This window comes from Micromonospora sp. NPDC048907, from assembly GCF_055586885.1.
In genome coordinates this window covers 358,355-374,685 of the sequence record NZ_JBVJHI010000003.1, presented here as the reverse complement: position 1 = coordinate 374,685, position 16,331 = coordinate 358,355, and the positions used below count along the sequence as shown (strand labels likewise).

15 protein-coding genes are annotated in these 16,331 nt (G+C 74.9%); 10 read left to right on the top strand and 5 right to left on the bottom strand.

All coding sequences use genetic code 11. The annotated features are described in order from the left end of the window. Positions 1–146: 146 nt before the first annotated feature. The 4 genes from ACZ6PY_RS11200 (at position 147) to ACZ6PY_RS11185 (ending at position 4,628) form a co-directional block, all read left to right on the top strand. The gene (locus ACZ6PY_RS11200) at positions 147–3,197 is read left to right on the top strand and encodes a sensor histidine kinase (protein WP_466071273.1); all 3,051 of its coding nucleotides are present in this window, start codon (positions 147–149) and stop codon (positions 3,195–3,197) included. Continuing rightward, complete coding sequence (locus tag ACZ6PY_RS11195; protein WP_151463699.1) at positions 3,194–3,601, top strand: roadblock/LC7 domain-containing protein; 408 nt, start codon at positions 3,194–3,196, stop codon at positions 3,599–3,601. The genes ACZ6PY_RS11200 and ACZ6PY_RS11195 overlap by 4 nt, the downstream gene beginning before the upstream one ends. Positions 3,602–3,667: 66 nt before the next feature. Beyond that, complete coding sequence (locus ACZ6PY_RS11190; protein ID WP_091262733.1) at positions 3,668–4,030, top strand: DUF742 domain-containing protein; 363 nt, start codon at positions 3,668–3,670, stop codon at positions 4,028–4,030. Beyond that, positions 4,011–4,628 carry a GTP-binding protein gene (locus ACZ6PY_RS11185; RefSeq protein WP_466071271.1) on the top strand — a complete coding sequence of 206 codons (618 nt, stop codon included), beginning with the start codon at positions 4,011–4,013 and terminating at the stop codon, positions 4,626–4,628. The genes ACZ6PY_RS11190 and ACZ6PY_RS11185 overlap by 20 nt, the downstream gene beginning before the upstream one ends. An 18-nt stretch (positions 4,629–4,646) precedes the next feature. On the opposite strand, the gene ACZ6PY_RS11180 is transcribed toward ACZ6PY_RS11185, so the two are convergent. The 5 genes from ACZ6PY_RS11180 to ACZ6PY_RS11160 are packed head-to-tail and all read right to left on the bottom strand — an operon-like array spanning position 4,647 to position 12,178. Next, positions 4,647–5,735 carry a uroporphyrinogen-III synthase gene (locus ACZ6PY_RS11180; RefSeq protein ID WP_466071270.1) on the bottom strand — a complete coding sequence of 363 codons (1,089 nt, stop codon included), beginning with the start codon at positions 5,733–5,735 and terminating at the stop codon, positions 4,647–4,649. Further along, entirely contained in the window at positions 5,735–6,073 is a 339-nt protein-coding gene (gene nirD, locus ACZ6PY_RS11175; protein WP_262283068.1) for a nitrite reductase small subunit NirD, read from the bottom strand. Before nirD ends, ACZ6PY_RS11180 begins: the two co-directional genes overlap by 1 nt. Continuing rightward, positions 6,070–8,592, bottom strand: a complete 2,523-nt coding sequence (gene nirB / locus ACZ6PY_RS11170; protein WP_466071268.1) for a nitrite reductase large subunit NirB — start codon at positions 8,590–8,592, stop codon at positions 6,070–6,072. The genes nirD and nirB overlap by 4 nt, the downstream gene beginning before the upstream one ends. Beyond that, positions 8,589–10,073 carry an FAD-dependent oxidoreductase gene (locus tag ACZ6PY_RS11165; RefSeq protein WP_466071267.1) on the bottom strand — a complete coding sequence of 495 codons (1,485 nt, stop codon included), beginning with the start codon at positions 10,071–10,073 and terminating at the stop codon, positions 8,589–8,591. The genes nirB and ACZ6PY_RS11165 overlap by 4 nt, the downstream gene beginning before the upstream one ends. Further along, complete coding sequence (locus tag ACZ6PY_RS11160; RefSeq protein ID WP_466071265.1) at positions 10,070–12,178, bottom strand: molybdopterin oxidoreductase family protein; 2,109 nt, start codon at positions 12,176–12,178, stop codon at positions 10,070–10,072. The genes ACZ6PY_RS11165 and ACZ6PY_RS11160 overlap by 4 nt, the downstream gene beginning before the upstream one ends. 146 nt (positions 12,179–12,324) lie before the next feature. On the opposite strand from ACZ6PY_RS11160, the gene ACZ6PY_RS11155 reads away from it, so the two are divergent. The 6 genes from ACZ6PY_RS11155 to rpsI all read left to right on the top strand — a co-directional run bounded on the left by ACZ6PY_RS11155 (position 12,325) and on the right by rpsI (position 16,278). Beyond that, positions 12,325–13,020 (top strand): class I SAM-dependent methyltransferase, encoded by a 696-nt coding sequence (locus tag ACZ6PY_RS11155; RefSeq protein ID WP_466071264.1) that lies wholly within the window; start codon positions 12,325–12,327, stop codon positions 13,018–13,020. A 78-nt stretch (positions 13,021–13,098) separates the two neighbouring features. Beyond that, on the top strand, positions 13,099–13,359 hold the full coding sequence (locus tag ACZ6PY_RS11150; RefSeq protein WP_313724447.1) for a DUF6364 family protein: 261 nt from the start codon (positions 13,099–13,101) through the stop codon (positions 13,357–13,359). Continuing rightward, positions 13,349–13,642, top strand: a complete 294-nt coding sequence (locus ACZ6PY_RS11145) for a type II toxin-antitoxin system PemK/MazF family toxin (RefSeq protein WP_262283074.1) — start codon at positions 13,349–13,351, stop codon at positions 13,640–13,642. The genes ACZ6PY_RS11150 and ACZ6PY_RS11145 overlap by 11 nt, the downstream gene beginning before the upstream one ends. Positions 13,643–13,765: 123 nt before the next feature. Further along, complete coding sequence (locus ACZ6PY_RS11140) at positions 13,766–15,139, top strand: nitrate/nitrite transporter (protein WP_466071262.1); 1,374 nt, start codon at positions 13,766–13,768, stop codon at positions 15,137–15,139. 210 nt (positions 15,140–15,349) lie between these two features. After that, positions 15,350–15,793, top strand: a complete 444-nt coding sequence (rplM, locus tag ACZ6PY_RS11135) for a 50S ribosomal protein L13 (protein WP_313724449.1) — start codon at positions 15,350–15,352, stop codon at positions 15,791–15,793. A 20-nt stretch (positions 15,794–15,813) separates the two neighbouring features. Continuing rightward, positions 15,814–16,278, top strand: a complete 465-nt coding sequence (rpsI, locus tag ACZ6PY_RS11130; RefSeq protein WP_088991922.1) for a 30S ribosomal protein S9 — start codon at positions 15,814–15,816, stop codon at positions 16,276–16,278. Positions 16,279–16,331 lie beyond the last annotated feature (53 nt).

The following is a 16,331-nucleotide window of genomic DNA, read 5'->3' as shown; positions in this document are numbered from 1 at the left end:
TCGGCCCCGACCGTTTCCTGCCTCACTGCCGCTTCCCAAACAGGATCTCGTCTGATGAAATCGCGGCCGTGCCGCGCGTGGCGCTGGCCGCTGCACCAGGCACGGGTCGGCGGGTCAGGCGTGGAAGAAACGACGGAGGCGATGTCGTGAGCACCGGACCTACGACCCTGCCCGAGAGCCCCGACGCCGATGAGCGGAACCGGCGCCGGCGACTGCCTCGGCTGCGTGACGCGCGGATCCGCTCCAAGCTCGCCCTCATCCTCGTGGTTCCGGTGGCGGCTGTCATCGCACTGGCAACTATCCGACTCGTCTCGGTCGGCGAGGGCGCGTACGAGGCCAACCGGATCCGGTCGCTGACCGCGCTGTCGATCGACGTCTCGGCGCTCACCCAGGACCTGCACAAGGAGCGGATGGCGGCGGCGTCCTTCCTGGTCGCGCCCAACCAGAAGCCGGACGCCTACAACCTGCGGGTCCGCAGCACGGACGAGCGGATCGCGGCCTACCGGGACGAGCGGGGCAAGCTCGGCGACGTGCCGGCCTCGGTGCGCGACCGGCTCAAGGTGATCGACGACCACCTGGCGACGCTGAACGGCACCCGCCAGGAGGTACTGGACCGGCAGCAGATGCCGGTCTCCGAGGCGAGCCTGCGCTACGGCATCATCCTGGACGACCTCGTCGCGTACGGCGACACGCTGGCCCAGCAGCCCGGCGCGGAGGGACTGGCGGACGCCCGCCGCGCGGTGGCCGCCTTCGCCCACGCCAAGGCGGAGGTCGCCGATGAGGAGGCGGTCGCCTTCACGGCCCTCTCCACCGGCCGGATCGACGAGGAGCAGTTCTCCTCCTTCGTGGCCACCCTGACCGGTCAGCAGGAGGCCCTGCTGTCCTTCTCCCGGGCCGCCGAGCCGGCCCAACGGTCCCTGGTCGACCGCACGGTCTCCGGTGACGCCGTGCAGCTCTCCGACCGGGTCGCCAACGACATCTCCCGTTCGGTCGGGCAGGTCCCGCTGGTCACCCGGGACGAGGCCGCCGCGGCGGTCGGCGCGGTCGGCGACCTGATGCGGTGGGCCGAGATCCAGCTCCAGGACGAGCTGCTCGCCGACGCCGACGCGGTGCGTTCCGACGTCATCCGGCAGGCCGTCGTGGAGAGCCTGCTGGTGCTGCTCACCCTGGCCATCGCCGTGACGCTGGCCGTGGTGCTGGCCCGCTCGCTCAACGACTCGCTGCGCCGGCTGCGCGAGGGCGCGCTGGCGGTGGCGAACCACGACCTGCCCGACGCGGTGAGCCGGCTGCAGAACGTCAACGCCATCGGCGACGGCGGCGTGGACGAGATCGTCCAGCAGGTCCGGGACCCGATCAAGCTGACCAACCGCGACGAGGTCGGCCAGGTGGCGTCGGCGTTCAACGTGGTCCACCGGGAGGCGGTCCGGGTGGCCGCCGAGCAGGCCGCGCTGCGGACCAGCGTCTCGGCGATGTTCCTCAACCTGGCCCGCCGCTCGCAGAGCCTGGTCGACCGGATGATCGGCGAGCTGGACGCGATCGAGCGCAGCGAGGAGGACCCGAAGCGGCTGGCCCAGCTCTTCGAGCTGGACCACCTGGCCACCCGGATGCGCCGCAACGACGAGAACCTGCTGGTGCTGGCCGGGGCCGACTCGGCGGTGCCACGCCGCGACGACGCGCTCCTGGTGGACGTGCTGCGCGCCGCCCAGTCCGAGGTGGAGCTCTACAACCGGATCGAGTTCGGCACGGTCGACACCGACATCTCGGTCGCCGCCCACGCGGTCAACGACGTGGTCCGCCTGGTCGCCGAGCTGCTGGACAACGCCACCCGGTTCTCGCCGCCGAACACGATCGTGGTGGCCGACGGCCGCCGGATCCGCGACTACGTGCTCATCCAGGTCGAGGACCGCGGCCTCGGGCTCAGCGACGAGCAGCTCGACTCGCTCAACCGCCGGCTGGCCGCCCCGCCCACGGTCGACGTGGCCGCGTTCCGGCTGATGGGCCTGGCCGTGGTCAGCCGGCTCGCCTCCCGCTACGGGATCCGGGTCGAGCTGCGCCGCAACGTCGAGGGCGGCACCGTCGCCCAGGTCACCCTGCCGAACGCCACAGTGGTGCTGCCGGCGAACCGGGGCCAGGCCCCGCTGACCCGCCCGCGCCAGCCGCTCGCCGTCGAGCAGTCCCCGCTCAGCCAGATGGGCGCCCCCGAGGCGCTTGCCGGCGCGGGCCGGGCCGGCACGGCCACCCTTGCCGATCAGTGGCGCAGCACCGCCACGCCCCCGCCCGCCCGCTGGCAGGCGCCCGCCGAGGCCCGGGACACCGCCCCGGCCGTGCAGTTCGGCGCGACCGGCGCGCTGCCCACCGTGCCGGCGCCCGCGCCGGTCGCCTCCGCGCCGCCCGCCCCCGTCGCCCCGGCTCCGATCTCCGGCGCCGGCTGGTCGGCGGGTGGGCCGACGGTCGCGCACCCGGCGCTCGACCCACTGCCCCACCGGACGCCCGGCGGCGAGGCGGCGACGGGTGCCCCGGCGGCACCGCCGGCCTACCAGCCGGCCGCACCGGCACCGGCGGTCGAGCCGACCCCGGCGGCCCCGGTGGTGGCCCGCTCGGCCCGCCCGGCCGAGGCGCCGATCTTCCGGGAGATGGAGGCGGTGTGGTTCCGCTCGCACGGCGAGGACGAGACCACCATCTTCACCCGCCCCCGGTTCGACGAGGAGCCGCCGGCGCCGGCGCAGCCCGCCGCCGCGCAGCCCACCGCGGTCGCGCAGCCCGCCGGCCCGCCGCCGCTGCCGCCGCTGCCGACCCGCACCCCGGGCGCCCAGGCGGGCGGGGTCACCACCCCACCGCCGTACACCCCGCCGGCGGTGCCGTCCCCGGCGCCCGCCGCGGCCGTACCCCCGCCGGCACCGGCACCGCCGCCGATCGACCCGGAGGCGTGGCGCACGGCGGCCGACGAGGGGTGGTCGCGGGCCAGCAAGGCCGCGGAGCCCAGCAACGCCGGCACCACCCGTTCCGGCCTGCCCAAGCGGGTGCCGCAGGCGCAGCTCGTGCCCGGCGGCATCGAGCCGAAGGGCAGCCGGGCCTCCGCCCGGCGCACCCCGGACGAAGTACGCGGCCTGCTGTCGGCCTACCACCGCGGTGTGCAGCGGGGTCGGACGGCCGGCGCGGACCTGAACAGCACCTCGACCAAGGAGACGAACCGATGAACAGGCCAGCGGCCATGCAGGACATGGGTTGGCTGCTCACCAACTTCGCCGACAGCGTGGCGGGCATCGCCCACGTGGTGGCGGTGTCCGCGGACGGGCTGCTGCTCGCCTCCTCCCGCGACCTGCCGACGGATCGGGCCGACCAGCTCGCCGCGATCACGTCCGGCGTGGTGAGCCTGACCGAGGGCGCCGCCCGGATGTTCAGCGCCGGCGGGGTGCTCCAGACCGTCATCGAGATGGACAGCGGATACCTCTTCCTCATGTCGATCAGCGACGGCTCGTCGATGGCCGTGCTGGCCGCGCGGAGCTGCGACGTCGGACAGGTGGGCTACGAGATGGCGCTGCTGGTGGAACGGGTCGGCCAGGCGCTGGTCCCGCTTCCGAGGGACGCCGTCCGGCCCTGACCGGCCGTCCGGTGACCTGGTGATCCGGAGCCCGTCCGGCTCCGTACGAGGGGAGGTGATCGCGAGATGGAACCACGACGAGACCCGCGTGGCGCGCTGGTGCGGCCGTACGCGGTCACCCGTGGCCGCACCGAGCCGTTGCAGAACATCGCGCTCGAGGCGGTGCTGTCGTGCACGCCCACCCAGTCGGCCGAGGCGCGGTTCGCCGGGCACGACAAGTACCGCATCGCCTCGGTCTGTGAGGGCCGGGCACAGTCGCTGGCGGAAATCGCCGCTTACACCCGGATGCCGCTGGGCGTCACCCGGGTGCTGGTCGCCGACATGGTGGCCGAGGGCCTGCTGACGCTACACACTGCCGCTCCCGCGACGGGGTTCGCGGCGCGCATGAACCTGCTTGGAAGGGTGCTAAGTGGACTTCGCGAACTATGACCCCGCCGGGGCGAACCGCAGCCGGGAGATCATCTCCGCGAAGATCGTCATCGCGGGCGGCTTCGGGGTGGGCAAGACCACCCTGGTCGGCGCGATCTCCGAGATCCAGCCGCTGACCACCGAGGCGCTGATGACCGCGGCGGGCGTCGGCATCGACGACCCGTCGAAGGTGCCCGGCAAGGAGACCACCACGGTCGCCATGGACTTCGGCCGGATCACCATGGCCGAGGACCTGATCCTCTATCTCTTCGGCACGCCGGGCCAGACCCGCTTCTGGTTCATGTGGGACGAGATCATCCGGGGTGCGGTGGGCGCCGCCGTGCTGGTGGACACCCGCCGGATCACCGACGCCTTCGCGCCGCTGGACTACTTCGAGAACCGGAACCTGCCGTACGTGGTGGCGCTAAACCGGTTCGACGACGCGCCGCAGTACGAGCTGGAGGAGGTCCGCGAGGCGCTGGCCATCTCGCCGGACGTGCCGCTGGTGATGTGTGACGCGCGGCGGCGCGAGTCGGTCAAGCAGGTGCTGGTGACGGTGGTCGAGCACGCCATGCTCCGGCTCCAGGCCGAGCACGGCTTCGCGACGCCGGTCGGCTGACGGGGCGCCGGTCGCGGGTCAGTCGACCCGCAGCCGGTAGCCGCGCTTGACCACGGTCTGCACCACGCGGGGGGCGTCGAGCCCGACCCGCAGGCGGGCGACCGCCATCTCCACCGCGTGCTCGTCCGCGCCCCGGGGCAGGGTACGCAGCAGGGCGGTGCGGGACAGCACCTTCCCGGGCGCGGCCGCGAGCGCCCGCAGCACCGCCATCGGGGCCGGCGCGAGCGGGCGCAGCTCGCCGTCCACGACCGCGGCGTGCCCGCGCAGGGTCAGCAGGTGCCCGCCGGCCTTCACGGTCACCGTCCGGCGGGGCAGCTCGTCGACGATCGTCCGCACCAGGGCGCCGAGCCGGGCCCGGGTCGGCGCGCTGACCGGCACGCCCCGCCGCACCAGGGGCTCGGCCGTGACCGCGCCGACGCAACCGGCCAGCACGTCGCCGCGCAGCGCCGCCAGCACCGTCTCGGTCCGGTCCCCGGCCGCCCGCAGCAGCGCCTCGGCCGCCGGGGCGGAGGTGAACGTCACCGCGTCGACCATCCGCCCGGCGACCAGGTCGATCAGCCGGTGCAGCGGTGCCGGGTCGGTCGGCGGCGCCCAGCGGTAGACCGGCACCTCGATCACCGTGGCCCCGGCCGACTCCAGCGCCTCGGTACATTCCGGCTGCCGCTCGCCGTGCAGTTGCAGCGCGACGACCTGGCCGGCCACCCCGCGCCGGACCAGGTGCTCGACCACCTCGTCGCAGCTCTCCGAGGCGGGGGACCAGTGCTCGCGCAGCCCGGCCGCCCGGATCGCCCCGGTCGCCTTCGGGCCGCGGGCCACCACGTACGAGCGGGACAGCACGCCGCGCAGCGGCTCGGCCAGCCCCCAGCCCTCGGCTGCCTCCAGCCAGCCGCGCATCCCGATCCCGGTGTTCGCCATGAGCACGTCCGGAGGGCGCTCCAGGCAGGTCCGGGTGGCCTCGCGCAGGTCGGTGTCGTCGGCCAGCGGCACGATCCGCAGTGCCGGGGCGAGCACCACGCGCGCGCCGCGCCGCTGGAGCAGCGCGGCCAGCTCGTCGCGCCGCCGGTCCGCGGTGACCCCGATGGTGAAGCCGGCCAGTTCCTCCCGCATCACTCCTCCTGCCGCAGCCGCACCTCGACCAGGCCGTCCCGGCAGCGCACCTCGTGCCGCCGCAGTGCCACGCCGGGCAGGTCCAGGCACCGCCCGGTGGTCAGGTCGTAGACCTGCTTGTGCAGCGGGGACGCGAGCGTCGGCAGGCCGCCCCGGCTGCCCACGATCCCCCGGGACATCACCTGCGCGCCGCCGACCGGGTCGAGGTTGTCGACCGCGTACAGCTCGCCGCCGGTGCGGAAGAGCGCCACCTGCACCCCGTCGACCAGGGCGGCCACGCCCCGGTCCGGGTCCAGCCGGTCCAGCGGGCAGACGGCCGTCCAGTCCAGGGTCCTCATCGCCGTACCTCCGGAAGGCCCAGGGCGACCGGCTGGCGGCGATCGTCGGCGCCCGGCGGCGCGCCGCGGGCGGGCACCGGCTGGCCGCGCTCGACGGCGAAGGTGATCGACGGGTCGGGGACGTCGGGGGCGTTGACGAAGGAGGTGAAGCGGCGCAGCCGCTCCGGGTCCTCCAGCACGTCCCGCCACTCGTCGGAATATCCGGCGACGTGCCGGGCCATGGCCGCGTCGAGCTCGGCGCAGAGCCCGAGGGAGTCGTCCACGAGCACCGACCGGAGGTGGTCGAGCCCGCCGTCCATCGCCTCGATCCAGGCGGCGGTGCGCTGGAGCCGGTCGGCGGTGCGGACGTAGAACATCAGGAACCGGTCGATGAGGGTGACCAGCTCGGCGGTGCTCAGGTCGGTGGCGAACAGGTCGGCGTGCCGGGGCCGGAAGCCGCCGTTGCCGCCGACGTAGAGGTTCCAGCCGCTCTCGGTGGCGATGACGCCGAAGTCCTTGCTGCGGGCCTCGGCGCATTCCCGGGCGCAGCCGGAGACCGCCGACTTGAGCTTGTGCGGGGCGCGCAGCCCCCGGTAGCGCAGTTCCAGCGCGACGGCCAGCCCGACCGAGTCCTGCACCCCGTACCGGCACCAGGTCTCACCGACGCACGACTTCACCGTGCGCAGCGCCTTGCCGTACGCGTGGCCGGACTCGAAGCCGGCGTCCACCAGCCGGCGCCAGATCTGCGGGAGCTGCTCGACCCGGGCGCCGAACAGGTCGATCCGCTGCCCGCCGGTGATCTTGGTGTAGAGCCGGAAGTCCCGGGCCACCTCGCCGATCACGATGAGCTTCTCCGGGGTGATCTCGCCACCGGGGATCCGCGGCACCACCGAGTAGCTGCCGTCGCGTTGCAGGTTGGCCAGGAAGTGGTCGTTGGTGTCCTGGAGGGACGCCTGCTCGCCGTCGAGCACGTGCCCGGTGCCGAGCGAGGCGAGGATCGAGGCCACCACCGGCTTGCAGATGTCGCAGCCGCGCCCGCGCCCGTGCTCGGCGATGAGCTGGGAGAAGGTGCGGATGCCCCGGACCCGGACGATGTCGAACAGCTCCTGCCGCCCGGTGTCGAAGTGCTCGCAGAGCGCGCGGGACTGCCGCACCCCGGCCGCGTCGAGGAGCTGCTTGAGCATCGGCACGCAGGAGCCGCAGCTCGTCCCGGCCCGGGTGCACGCCTTGAGCGCCGGCACGTCGGTCGCCCCGCCGGCGATGGCCGCGTCCAGGTCGGCCCGGGTCACCGCGTTGCAGGAGCAGACCTGCGCGGCGGCCGGCAGCGCGCCGGCCCCGGCGCCCGTACCGCCCGCCGGCGCCAGCAGCGCCAGCGGGGGAGCGGGCAGCGGCCCGCCGACGCTCGCCCGCAGCGTCGGGTAGGCGCTCGCGTCGCCCACCAGCACGCCGCCGAGCAGCGTCCGCGCGTCGTCGGAGAGGACCAGCTTCGCGTACGCGCGGGTGGCCGGGTCGGTGAAGGTGACGTCGAGGCAGCCCGGGGTGACGCCGTGCGCGTCGCCGAACGAGGCCACGTCCACGCCGAGCAGCTTGAGCTTCGTGGCGGTGTCCGCGCCGGGGAAGGTGGCCGCCCCGCCGAGCAGCCGGTCGGCGACCACCTCGGCGGTCGCGTAGCCGGGCGCGACCAGCCCGTGGCAGGTGCCGTCCACGGCGGCGCACTCGCCGACCGCCCAGATCCGCTCGTCCGCCGTCCGGCAGCCCGCGTCGACCAGCACCCCGCCGCGCGGCCCGAGCGGCAGCCCTGCGGCCCGGGCCAGCTCGTCCCGCGGCCGGATGCCGGCGGCCACCACGACCAGGTCCGCCGGGACCGTGCGCCCGTCGGAGAGCTCCAGCGCGCCGACCGTCCCGTCCGGGCCGGGGGTCAGCGCGCTGGTGGCCACCCCGAGGTACGTGGTGACGCCCAGTTCCTCGACGTAGCGCCGGAGCATCGCCCCGCCCGCCTCGTCCACCTGCACCGGCATGAGCCGGGGCGCGAACTCGACCACGCTGGTGTCCAGGCCGAGCAGGCGCAGCGCGTTCGCCGCCTCCAGGCCGAGCAGCCCGCCCCCGATCACCGCCCCGGTGCGCCGGCCCTCGGCGTGCGCCCGGATCGCCGCCAGGTCGTCCAGCGTCCGGTAGACGAAGACCCCCGGCAGGTCCGTGCCGCCGATCGGGGGCACGAACGCCGACGAGCCGGTGGCCAGCACCAGCGCGTCGTACGGGTGCTCGCCGGTCGCGGTCCGCACCACCCGCCGCGCCCGGTCGACGGCCAGCGCCGGCTCGCCCAGCCGCAGCTCCACCCCGTCGTCGGGGGTGTGCAGGTTCAGCTCCCCGGCGCTCACCCCGTCGAAGAAGGCCGAGAGCCGCACCCGGTCGTACGCCGGCCGCCGCTCCTCGGCGAGCACCGTGACCCGCCAGCGTCCCTCCTGGTCCCGGGCCCGCAACGCCTCGACGAAGCGCTGCCCGACCATGCCGTTGCCGACGACCACCAGCCTGCCGCTCATCCCGCCACCTCCAGACGGTCCATCCCCGCACTCCGTTCCTGCCGTCCCGCCACCGGATCCACCTCGGCGAGCCAGCCGGCGATCCCGGCGACCGCGTCCCGGCAGCCGCCGCAGCCGGTCGCGGCCCGCGTCGCCGCGGCAAGGTCCGCGATGGTCCGGGCGCCGGCGCGCCAGCACGCCACCAGCGCGCCCTTGCTCACGTCGTTGCACTGGCACACCGTCGCCGCGTCCGGCATCAGCGCCGGGGACGCGGCGGGGGTGGCCGGGGCGGCGCCGAACGCCCGCCCGAGCAGCAGCGAGCGCCGGTCCGCCGGCACCGGCGCGCCCCGGTCGAAGAGCTGCACCACGGTGCCGACCGCCGGGTTGTCGCCGAGCAGGATCGCCCCGGTCAGCCGCTCGTCGCGGATCCGCAGCCGGGCGTACGTGCCGCGGGCCGGGTCGGCGAAGGTCAGCTCCTCGACCGGCCCGTCCCCGTCCGGGGCGCCGGCGGCGTCGCCCATCGCGGCCAGGTCGATCCCGGCCGCCTTGAGCCGGGTCACCACCGGCCGCGGCCGGTACCGGACCAGCGGGTCGCCGCCGGTCAGCACGTCGGCCACCACCCGGGCCTGCGCCCAGGCCGGAGCGACCAGCCCGGTCAGGGTCCCGTCGTGCTGGGCGCAGTCGCCGATGGCGGAGATCCGTCGGTCGCTGGTGCGCAGCCGGTCGTCCACCACCACGCCCCGGTCCACGGCCAGCCCGGCGGCGGCGGCCAGTGCGGTGTCCGGGCGTACGCCGCAGGACAGGACCAGCAGGTCGGCCGCGAGCGGGTCGCCGTCGGCGAGGTCGAGGCGGACCCCGTGGGCGTCGGCGGCCACCCCGGTCGCCGTGACCCCGAGCCGGGTGCGTACGCCGAGCCCCGCGAGGGTGCCGGCGAGGACCGCGCCGGCCGGCTCGTCGAGCTGCCGTTCCATCAGGTGCCCGACCGGGTGGACCACTGTCACGTCGAGGCCCCGGGCGGCGAGCCCGCGGGCCGCCTCCAGCCCGAGCAGCCCGCCGCCGAGCACCAGCGCGCGGCGGGCGCCCCGGGCGGCGGCGAGGATCCGCCGGCAGTCGTCCAGGGTGCGGAACGGGACCACCCGCTCCGGGAGCGGGTGGAGCCCGGGCAGCGGCGGCACGAGGGCCCGGCTGCCGGTGGCGAGCACCAGGTGGTCGTAGCCGTGCCGGTCGCCGTCGGCGGTGCGTACCTCCCGGGCGGCCCGGTCGACGGCGGTGACCGCGGCGCCGGTGCGCACGTCCGCGCCCTGCCCGGCGACCTCGACCAGCTCCACGTCCGGCTCGTCGATCTTCCCGGCGAGCAGGGTGGAGAGCAGGATCCGGTTGTACGCCCGGTGCGGCTCCGCCCCGAGCACGGTGACCTTCCGGTCCCCGCCCCGGGCGTGCAGTTCGGCGGCGAGGCGGGCGCCCGCCATGCCGTAGCCCACGATCACGATGCGTTCGGTCATGCCTTCTCCACCCGGACGGCGCAGATCTTGAACTCGGGCATCCCGGAGACCGGGTCGACGGCGTCGTTGGTGACCGAGTTGGCGCGCGCCGCGCCGGGCCAGTGGAACGGCGCGAAGACGGTGTCCGGCCGGATCGCCGCGCTGAGCCGGGCCGGCGCGCGCAGCTCGCCGCGGCGGGAGACCACCCGGACCTCCTCGCCCTCGGCCACGCCGAGCCGGCCGGCCAGGTCGGGGTGCAGCTCCACGAAGCCGCCGGGCGCGGCCCGGCGCAGCGCGGCGACCCGCCGGGTCTGCGCGCCGGACTGGTAGTGGGCGAGCACCCGGCCGGTGGTGAGGTGCAGCGGGTAGTCGGCGCAGACCGGCTCGGCGGCCGGCCGGTGGGTCACCGCGCGGAACCGGGCCCGCCCGTCCGGGGTGGGGAACCGGTCGGCGAAGAGGCGGGGGGTGTCCGGCCCGTCCTCGTCCGGGCAGGGCCAGAAGACGCCGGTGTCGGCGTCGATCCGGTCCCAGCTGACCCCGGCGTAGTCGGCCGGCCCGCCGGCCGAGGCGCGGCGCAGCTCGGCGAAGACCGCCGCCGGGTCGGTGGGGAACGCGCCGGGCGCGCCGAGGCGGCCCGCCAGCCCGGCGAGGACGGCCAGGTCGGTGCGGACGCCGGGCGGCGGCTCGCGCAGCGCGCGGCGGCGCAGCACCCGGCCCTCCAGGTTGGTCATGGTGCCGTCCTCCTCGGCCCACTGGGCGACGGGCAGCACCACGTCGGCCAGCTCGGCGGTCTCCGAGCGGAGGAAGTCGGCCACCACCAGCAGGTCCAGGTCGCGCAGCCGGGACTCGACCCGGGCCGCGCGGGGCGCCGACACCACCGGGTTGGAACCGAAGACCAGCAGCGCCCGGGGGCCGTGCGCGGTGCCGAGCGAGTCGAGGAGCTGATAGGCCGGTACGCCCGGACCGGGCAGCGCCGCGGAATCGACGCCCCACACTCCGGCCACGTGCTCCCGGGCCGCCGGGTCGTCGATCCGCCGGTAGCCGGGGAGCTGGTCGGCCTTCTGCCCGTGCTCCCGGCCGCCCTGCCCGTTGCCCTGCCCGGTGAGGCAGCCGTAGCCGGAGCCGGGGCGGCCGGGCAGGCCCAGGGCGAGTGCCAGGTTGATGAACGCGGTGACCGTGTCGACGCCCTTGGCGTGCTGCTCGGCGCCCCGGGCGGTGAGGATGACCGCACGGTCCACGGTGGCCAGGGCCCGGGCGGTCGCCTCCAGGTCGGCCACCGGCACCCCGGAGAGGCGCTCCGCCTCGGCCGGCCAGCAGCCCGCCACGGTCCGCCGGACCTCGTCGAAGCCGGTGGTCCGGTCGGCCACGTACGCCCGGTCGAGCCAACCCTCGGTCAGCGCGATGTGCAGCAGCGCGTTGGCCACGGCCAGATCGGTGCCGGGCAGCGGTTGCAGGTGCAGGTCGGCCTGGCGGGCGGTGGCGGTGTGCCGGGGGTCGACGACGATGAGCCGGCCGCCCCGCTCGCGCTGGTCGGCGAGGTGGCGCATGAGCGGCGGCATGGTCTCGGCCGGGTTGGCGCCGACCACCAGGAGGGTGTCCGCGCGGGCCAGGTCGGCGAGGGGGAAGGGGAGCCCCCGGTCGACGCCGAAGGCGCGCAGCCCGGCCGCCGCGGCCGAGGACATGCACCAGCGTCCGTTGTAGTCGATGTGCCGGGTGCCCAGCGCCACCCGGGCGAACTTGCCGAGCGCGTACGCCTTCTCGTTGGTCAGCCCGCCGCCGCCGAACACCGCGACGGCGTCCCGCCCGTGCCGCTCCTGGATCGCCCGCAGCCCACCCGCGACGCGGTCGAGCGCCTCGTCCCAGCTCGCCGGGCGCAGCTCACCGCCGGGCCGGTCGCGCAGCAGCGGGGTGGTCAGCCGGTCCGGATGGTCGAGCAGCTCGGCGGCCGTCCAGCCCTTCTGGCACAGGCCGCCGCGGTTGGTGGGGAAGTCGCGGGGCGCGACCTCGACGCGTCCGGCGGTCTCGCGCAGCAGCATGCCGCACTGGAGCGCGCAGTAGGGGCAGTGCGTGGCGGCCTCCCGAGGCCGTACCCCCGGTTGCGTCGCCAGCCGTGCACCGTCTGTCATGTCGGGAAAGCGTGCCGGCGAGCGGTTTCCGCTCCGGGTCCCCTCTGTTTCGGTCCTGTCAAGAGCACCTCACATGGCGCGGGAGTGACGGGCCGGCCGGCTGGGCTTAGAATGTGGGACGAATATCTCGGATAATGGGAGACGCGATGAGTGTGGCGGACGCGTTCGACGCGGTGGCGGGCAGCTACGACGCGGCCCGGCGCCGCCTGGTGCCGTGCTTCGACTCCTTCTACGGCACGGCGGTCGAGGTGGCCGCGCCGCCGCTGCGGGCGGCGCTCGCCGCGGGGCGTACCCCGGAGGTGCTGGACCTGGGCGCGGGCACCGGCCTGCTCTCGCTGCTGCTGGCGGCGGCGGTCCCGGGGGTCCGGCTGACCCTGGTCGACGCGGCGCCCGGCATGCTCGCGGTGGCCACCGGCCACCTGGCCGCCCGCGGGGTGCCGCACCGCACGGTGCTCGCCGACCTGGCCGACCCGCTGCCCGCCGGCCGCTACGACGCGGTGGTCTCCGCGCTGGCCATCCACCACCTGGACGACGACGGCAAGCGCGCCCTCTACCGCCGGGCGGCGGGTGCGCTGGCGCCGGGCGGGGTCTTCGTCAACGCCGAGCAGGTGGCCGGGCCCACGCCGGCCCTCGACCGGCGCTACGACGAGGTCTGGACGGCCCGGATCACCGAGTTGGGCTCGGACGCCACGGAGATCGCCGGGGCCCGGGAGCGGATGCGGCACGACCGGCCGGCGCCGGTGGCCGACCAGTGCCGCTGGCTCGCCGAGGCGGGCCTGGTCGACGTGGACTGCTTCTTCAAGGAGTGGCGGTTCGCGGTGTTCGGCGGCCGGCGTCCCTGAGCGTGCCCGGCTGTCCGGTTCCGCGACCCGCGCGAGCGGGGATGACTGGCGGTCATACCGGTGGGTAATCTGTCCGGCATGACCGCCAAGGTGACACTGTCCTTCTCCGACGAGACGATCGAGGAGGCGCGCCGGTTCGCCAAGCGGGAGGGGCTCTCCCTCTCCGCCTGGATGGACCAGGCCGCCCGGGAGAAGGCGCTGCGCGAGGTCTTCACCGCGCACGCCGAGGCGGTCGCCCGTGCCGGCCTCGACCTGGAGTCCGCCGCCCTGGCCGACGCCCAGGAGGTCGCGCTGGTCGACGACGCGCTGTTCGGGGGCGGGCGCCCGCGTGTTGCGTAGGGGGGAGATCTGGCGCATCTCCGGCGCCCGGGAACGGCTCGGCCTGGTCATCAGCTCGGACGTCTACAACTCCACAGCCGTGCCGATCGTGATCGTGGTCGAGGTGGTCGACGAGTCGCTGCTGCGCGACTCGCCCCTGGCGGTGCGGATGGGTGGCTACGTGGTGATGCCCGACCGGCTCTCCTCGCCCATGAAGAAGTGGTTCACCGAGTGCGTGGACGTGGCCGACACCGAGACCATGCAGCGGGTCGGCCGCGCGCTGCGCATCCTCCAGGAGATCTGAGCCGCTTCACCGCCGCCCTCCGGCCGACGTGCGATCTCCGTTTCCGGACCGACCCGCGACGGGCACGGCCGGGAAACCGCACGTTCCTAGCGTCCCCCTCGTCACCGACGAGGAGGAGTCGCCGTGAGCACGCTCGCTTCCCCCACCACCCTGGCCCCGGCCGCCACCGGCCGCCCGGGACCGATCACCGAATGGCGCCCGGAGGATCCGCGGTTCTGGGCCACGACCGGCGCGCCGGTCGCCCGCCGCAACCTGTACGTCTCGATCTTCGCCGAGCACGTCGGCTTCTCGGTGTGGAGCCTCTGGTCGGTGATGGTGCTCTTCCTGGGCCCCGAGTACGGCATCGACCCGGCCGGGAAGTTCCTGCTCACCGCCGTGCCGGCCGCGCTGGGGGCGGTGCTGCGACTGCCGTACACCCTGGCGGTGGCCCGGTTCGGCGGCCGGAACTGGACCGTCGTGAGCGCGCTGCTGCTGCTGGTGCCGGCGGTGCCCATGGCGGTGCTGATCGAACCCGGCGTGTCGTACGCCACCCTCATGGTGCTGGCCTGCCTGACCGGCGTCGGCGGCGGCAACTTCGCCTCCTCCATGGCGAACATCAACCTGTTCTTCCCGGAGCGGCTCAAGGGCCGGGCGCTCGGGCTCAACGCCGGTGGCGGGAACCTGGGCGTGCCGGCCGTGCAGCTCGTCGGCCTGGCGGTGCTGGCCACCGCCGGCGCCGCGTACCCCCGGCTGGTGCCGGCGGTCTACCTGCCGCTGATCGTGGTCGCGGCGCTGCTCGCGGCACGCCGGCTGGACAACCTCCCCGGGGCGCGCAACGAGCCCGGCGCGCTGCGCGCGGCGGCCCGGGACCCGCACACCTGGGTGATGTCCCTGCTCTACATCGGCACCTTCGGCTCGTTCATCGGCTTCGGCTTCGCCTTCGGCCAGGTGCTCCAGCTCCAGTTCCACGACCGGTTCCCGACCCCGGTCGACGCCGCGTGGCTGACCTTCCTCGGGCCGCTGATCGGCTCGCTGGTCCGGCCGTTCGGCGGCCAGCTCGCCGACCGGCTCGGCGGGGCCCGCGTCACCTTCGGCAACTTCGTGGCCATGGCCGCCGGCGCCGGCCTGGTGCTGTACGCCGCCCGGGACCGGTCCTTCCCGCTCTACCTGGCCGGGTTCCTGGCGCTCTTCGTCTTCTCCGGCATCGGCAACGGGTCGACGTACAAGATGATCCCGGCGATCTTCCGGGCCCGGGCCGCCGCCGAGGCGGAGCTGACCGGGGACCGGGAGGCGGCCGAGCGGCGGGCCCGGCGGCTCTCCGGGGCGCTGATCGGCATCGCCGGGGCGGTCGGCGCCTCGGGCGGGGTGCTGGTGAACGTGGCGTTCCGGCAGTCGTTTCTGACCTCCGGCACCGCCGACGCCGCCTACCTGGCCTTCCTCGGCTGGTACGCGCTGTGCTTCCTGGTGACCTGGGCGGTGTACCTGCGGCCGGGGCCGCGTAAACTGTCCGGCGTGTGACCTCCGCCATGGGGAAAGGCGCAGGCCACGCGGGGCGACACCCCGTTTTGACCTGCCGCCGCACGGCCGGGTATCGTTGCCTGCTGTTGTACGACATTCTTAGGCGTGCCGCATCAGGTACGCTTGGTCGTTCGTGCGCGCTGGTCCGGCCGGGAAGCCCTGGTCACCTCGGCGCGCGACCCCAGACCGACGACGAGACAAGGTAGACCTGTGCGTACGTACAGCCCGAAGCCGGGTGAGATCGAGCGTCAGTGGCACGTCATCGACGCCTCTGATGTCGTGCTGGGCCGCCTCGCGACCCACGCCGCCACGCTGCTGCGTGGCAAGCACAAGCCGACTTTCGCGCCGCACGTCGACACGGGCGACTTCGTCGTCATCGTGAACGCGGGCAAGGTCGCGCTGACCGGCAACAAGCGGCAGACCAAGATCGCTTACCGCCACTCCGGCTACCCGGGTGGTCTGAAGCGGGTCGGCTACGACGAGCTGCTGACCAAGCGGCCCGAGCGGGCCATCGAGCTGGCCGTCAAGGGCATGCTTCCGCACAACAAGCTGGGCCGCCAGATTCTCAAGAAGCTGAAGGTCTACGCCGGTGCCGAGCACCCGCACGGCGCGCAGCAGCCGATGCCGTTCGAGATCAAGCAGATCGCGCAGTGAGCGCGGGCGAAGGAAGCAGCATGACCGACATCACCGCCACCGAGGTCGCCCCCGAGGCCACCGAGGCGCCGGCGCCCGTCGCGCGCGCGCCTCGTGGCGACCGCCCGATCCAGACCGTGGGTCGGCGCAAGGAAGCCATCGTCCGGGTCCGCATCGTTCCGGGCAGCGGCAAGATCACCTGCAACGGCCGCGACCTCGAGGCCTACTTCCCGAGCAAGGTGCACCAGCAGCTCATCAAGGACCCGCTGGTCACCGCCGAGAAGCCCGAGGCGTTCGACGTGATCGCCAACCTGCGGGGCGGCGGCACCACCGGCCAGGCCGGCGCGCTGCGGCTCGCCATCGCCCGGGCGCTGATCGTCAGCGAGCCCGACGACCGCCCGGCCCTCAAGAAGGCCGGCTTCCTGACCCGTGACGCCCGGGTCAAGGAGAGCAAGAAGTACGGCCTCAAGAAGGCCCGTAAGGCTCCCCAGTACTCGAAGCGCTGATCACCAACAGCGCCTTGTACTTCTGACGGACGGCCGGGTCCGCCTCCCACTCC

Excerpts from the sequence above, each read along its gene's own strand:
- ACZ6PY_RS11195 (WP_151463699.1), top strand. The coding sequence starts at position 3,194 with ATGAACAGGCCAGCGGCCATGCAGGACATGGGTTGGCTGCTCACCAAC.
- ACZ6PY_RS11190 (WP_091262733.1), top strand. The coding sequence starts at position 3,668 with ATGGAACCACGACGAGACCCGCGTGGCGCGCTGGTGCGGCCGTACGCG.
- ACZ6PY_RS11180 (WP_466071270.1), bottom strand. The coding sequence starts at position 5,735 with ATGCGGGAGGAACTGGCCGGCTTCACCATCGGGGTCACCGCGGACCGG.
- nirD (WP_262283068.1), bottom strand. The coding sequence starts at position 6,073 with ATGAGGACCCTGGACTGGACGGCCGTCTGCCCGCTGGACCGGCTGGAC.
- nirB (WP_466071268.1), bottom strand. The coding sequence starts at position 8,592 with ATGAGCGGCAGGCTGGTGGTCGTCGGCAACGGCATGGTCGGGCAGCGC.
- ACZ6PY_RS11165 (WP_466071267.1), bottom strand. The coding sequence starts at position 10,073 with ATGACCGAACGCATCGTGATCGTGGGCTACGGCATGGCGGGCGCCCGC.
- ACZ6PY_RS11160 (WP_466071265.1), bottom strand. The coding sequence starts at position 12,178 with ATGACAGACGGTGCACGGCTGGCGACGCAACCGGGGGTACGGCCTCGG.
- ACZ6PY_RS11155 (WP_466071264.1), top strand. The coding sequence starts at position 12,325 with ATGAGTGTGGCGGACGCGTTCGACGCGGTGGCGGGCAGCTACGACGCG.
- ACZ6PY_RS11150 (WP_313724447.1), top strand. The coding sequence starts at position 13,099 with ATGACCGCCAAGGTGACACTGTCCTTCTCCGACGAGACGATCGAGGAG.
- rpsI (WP_088991922.1), top strand. The coding sequence starts at position 15,814 with ATGACCGACATCACCGCCACCGAGGTCGCCCCCGAGGCCACCGAGGCG.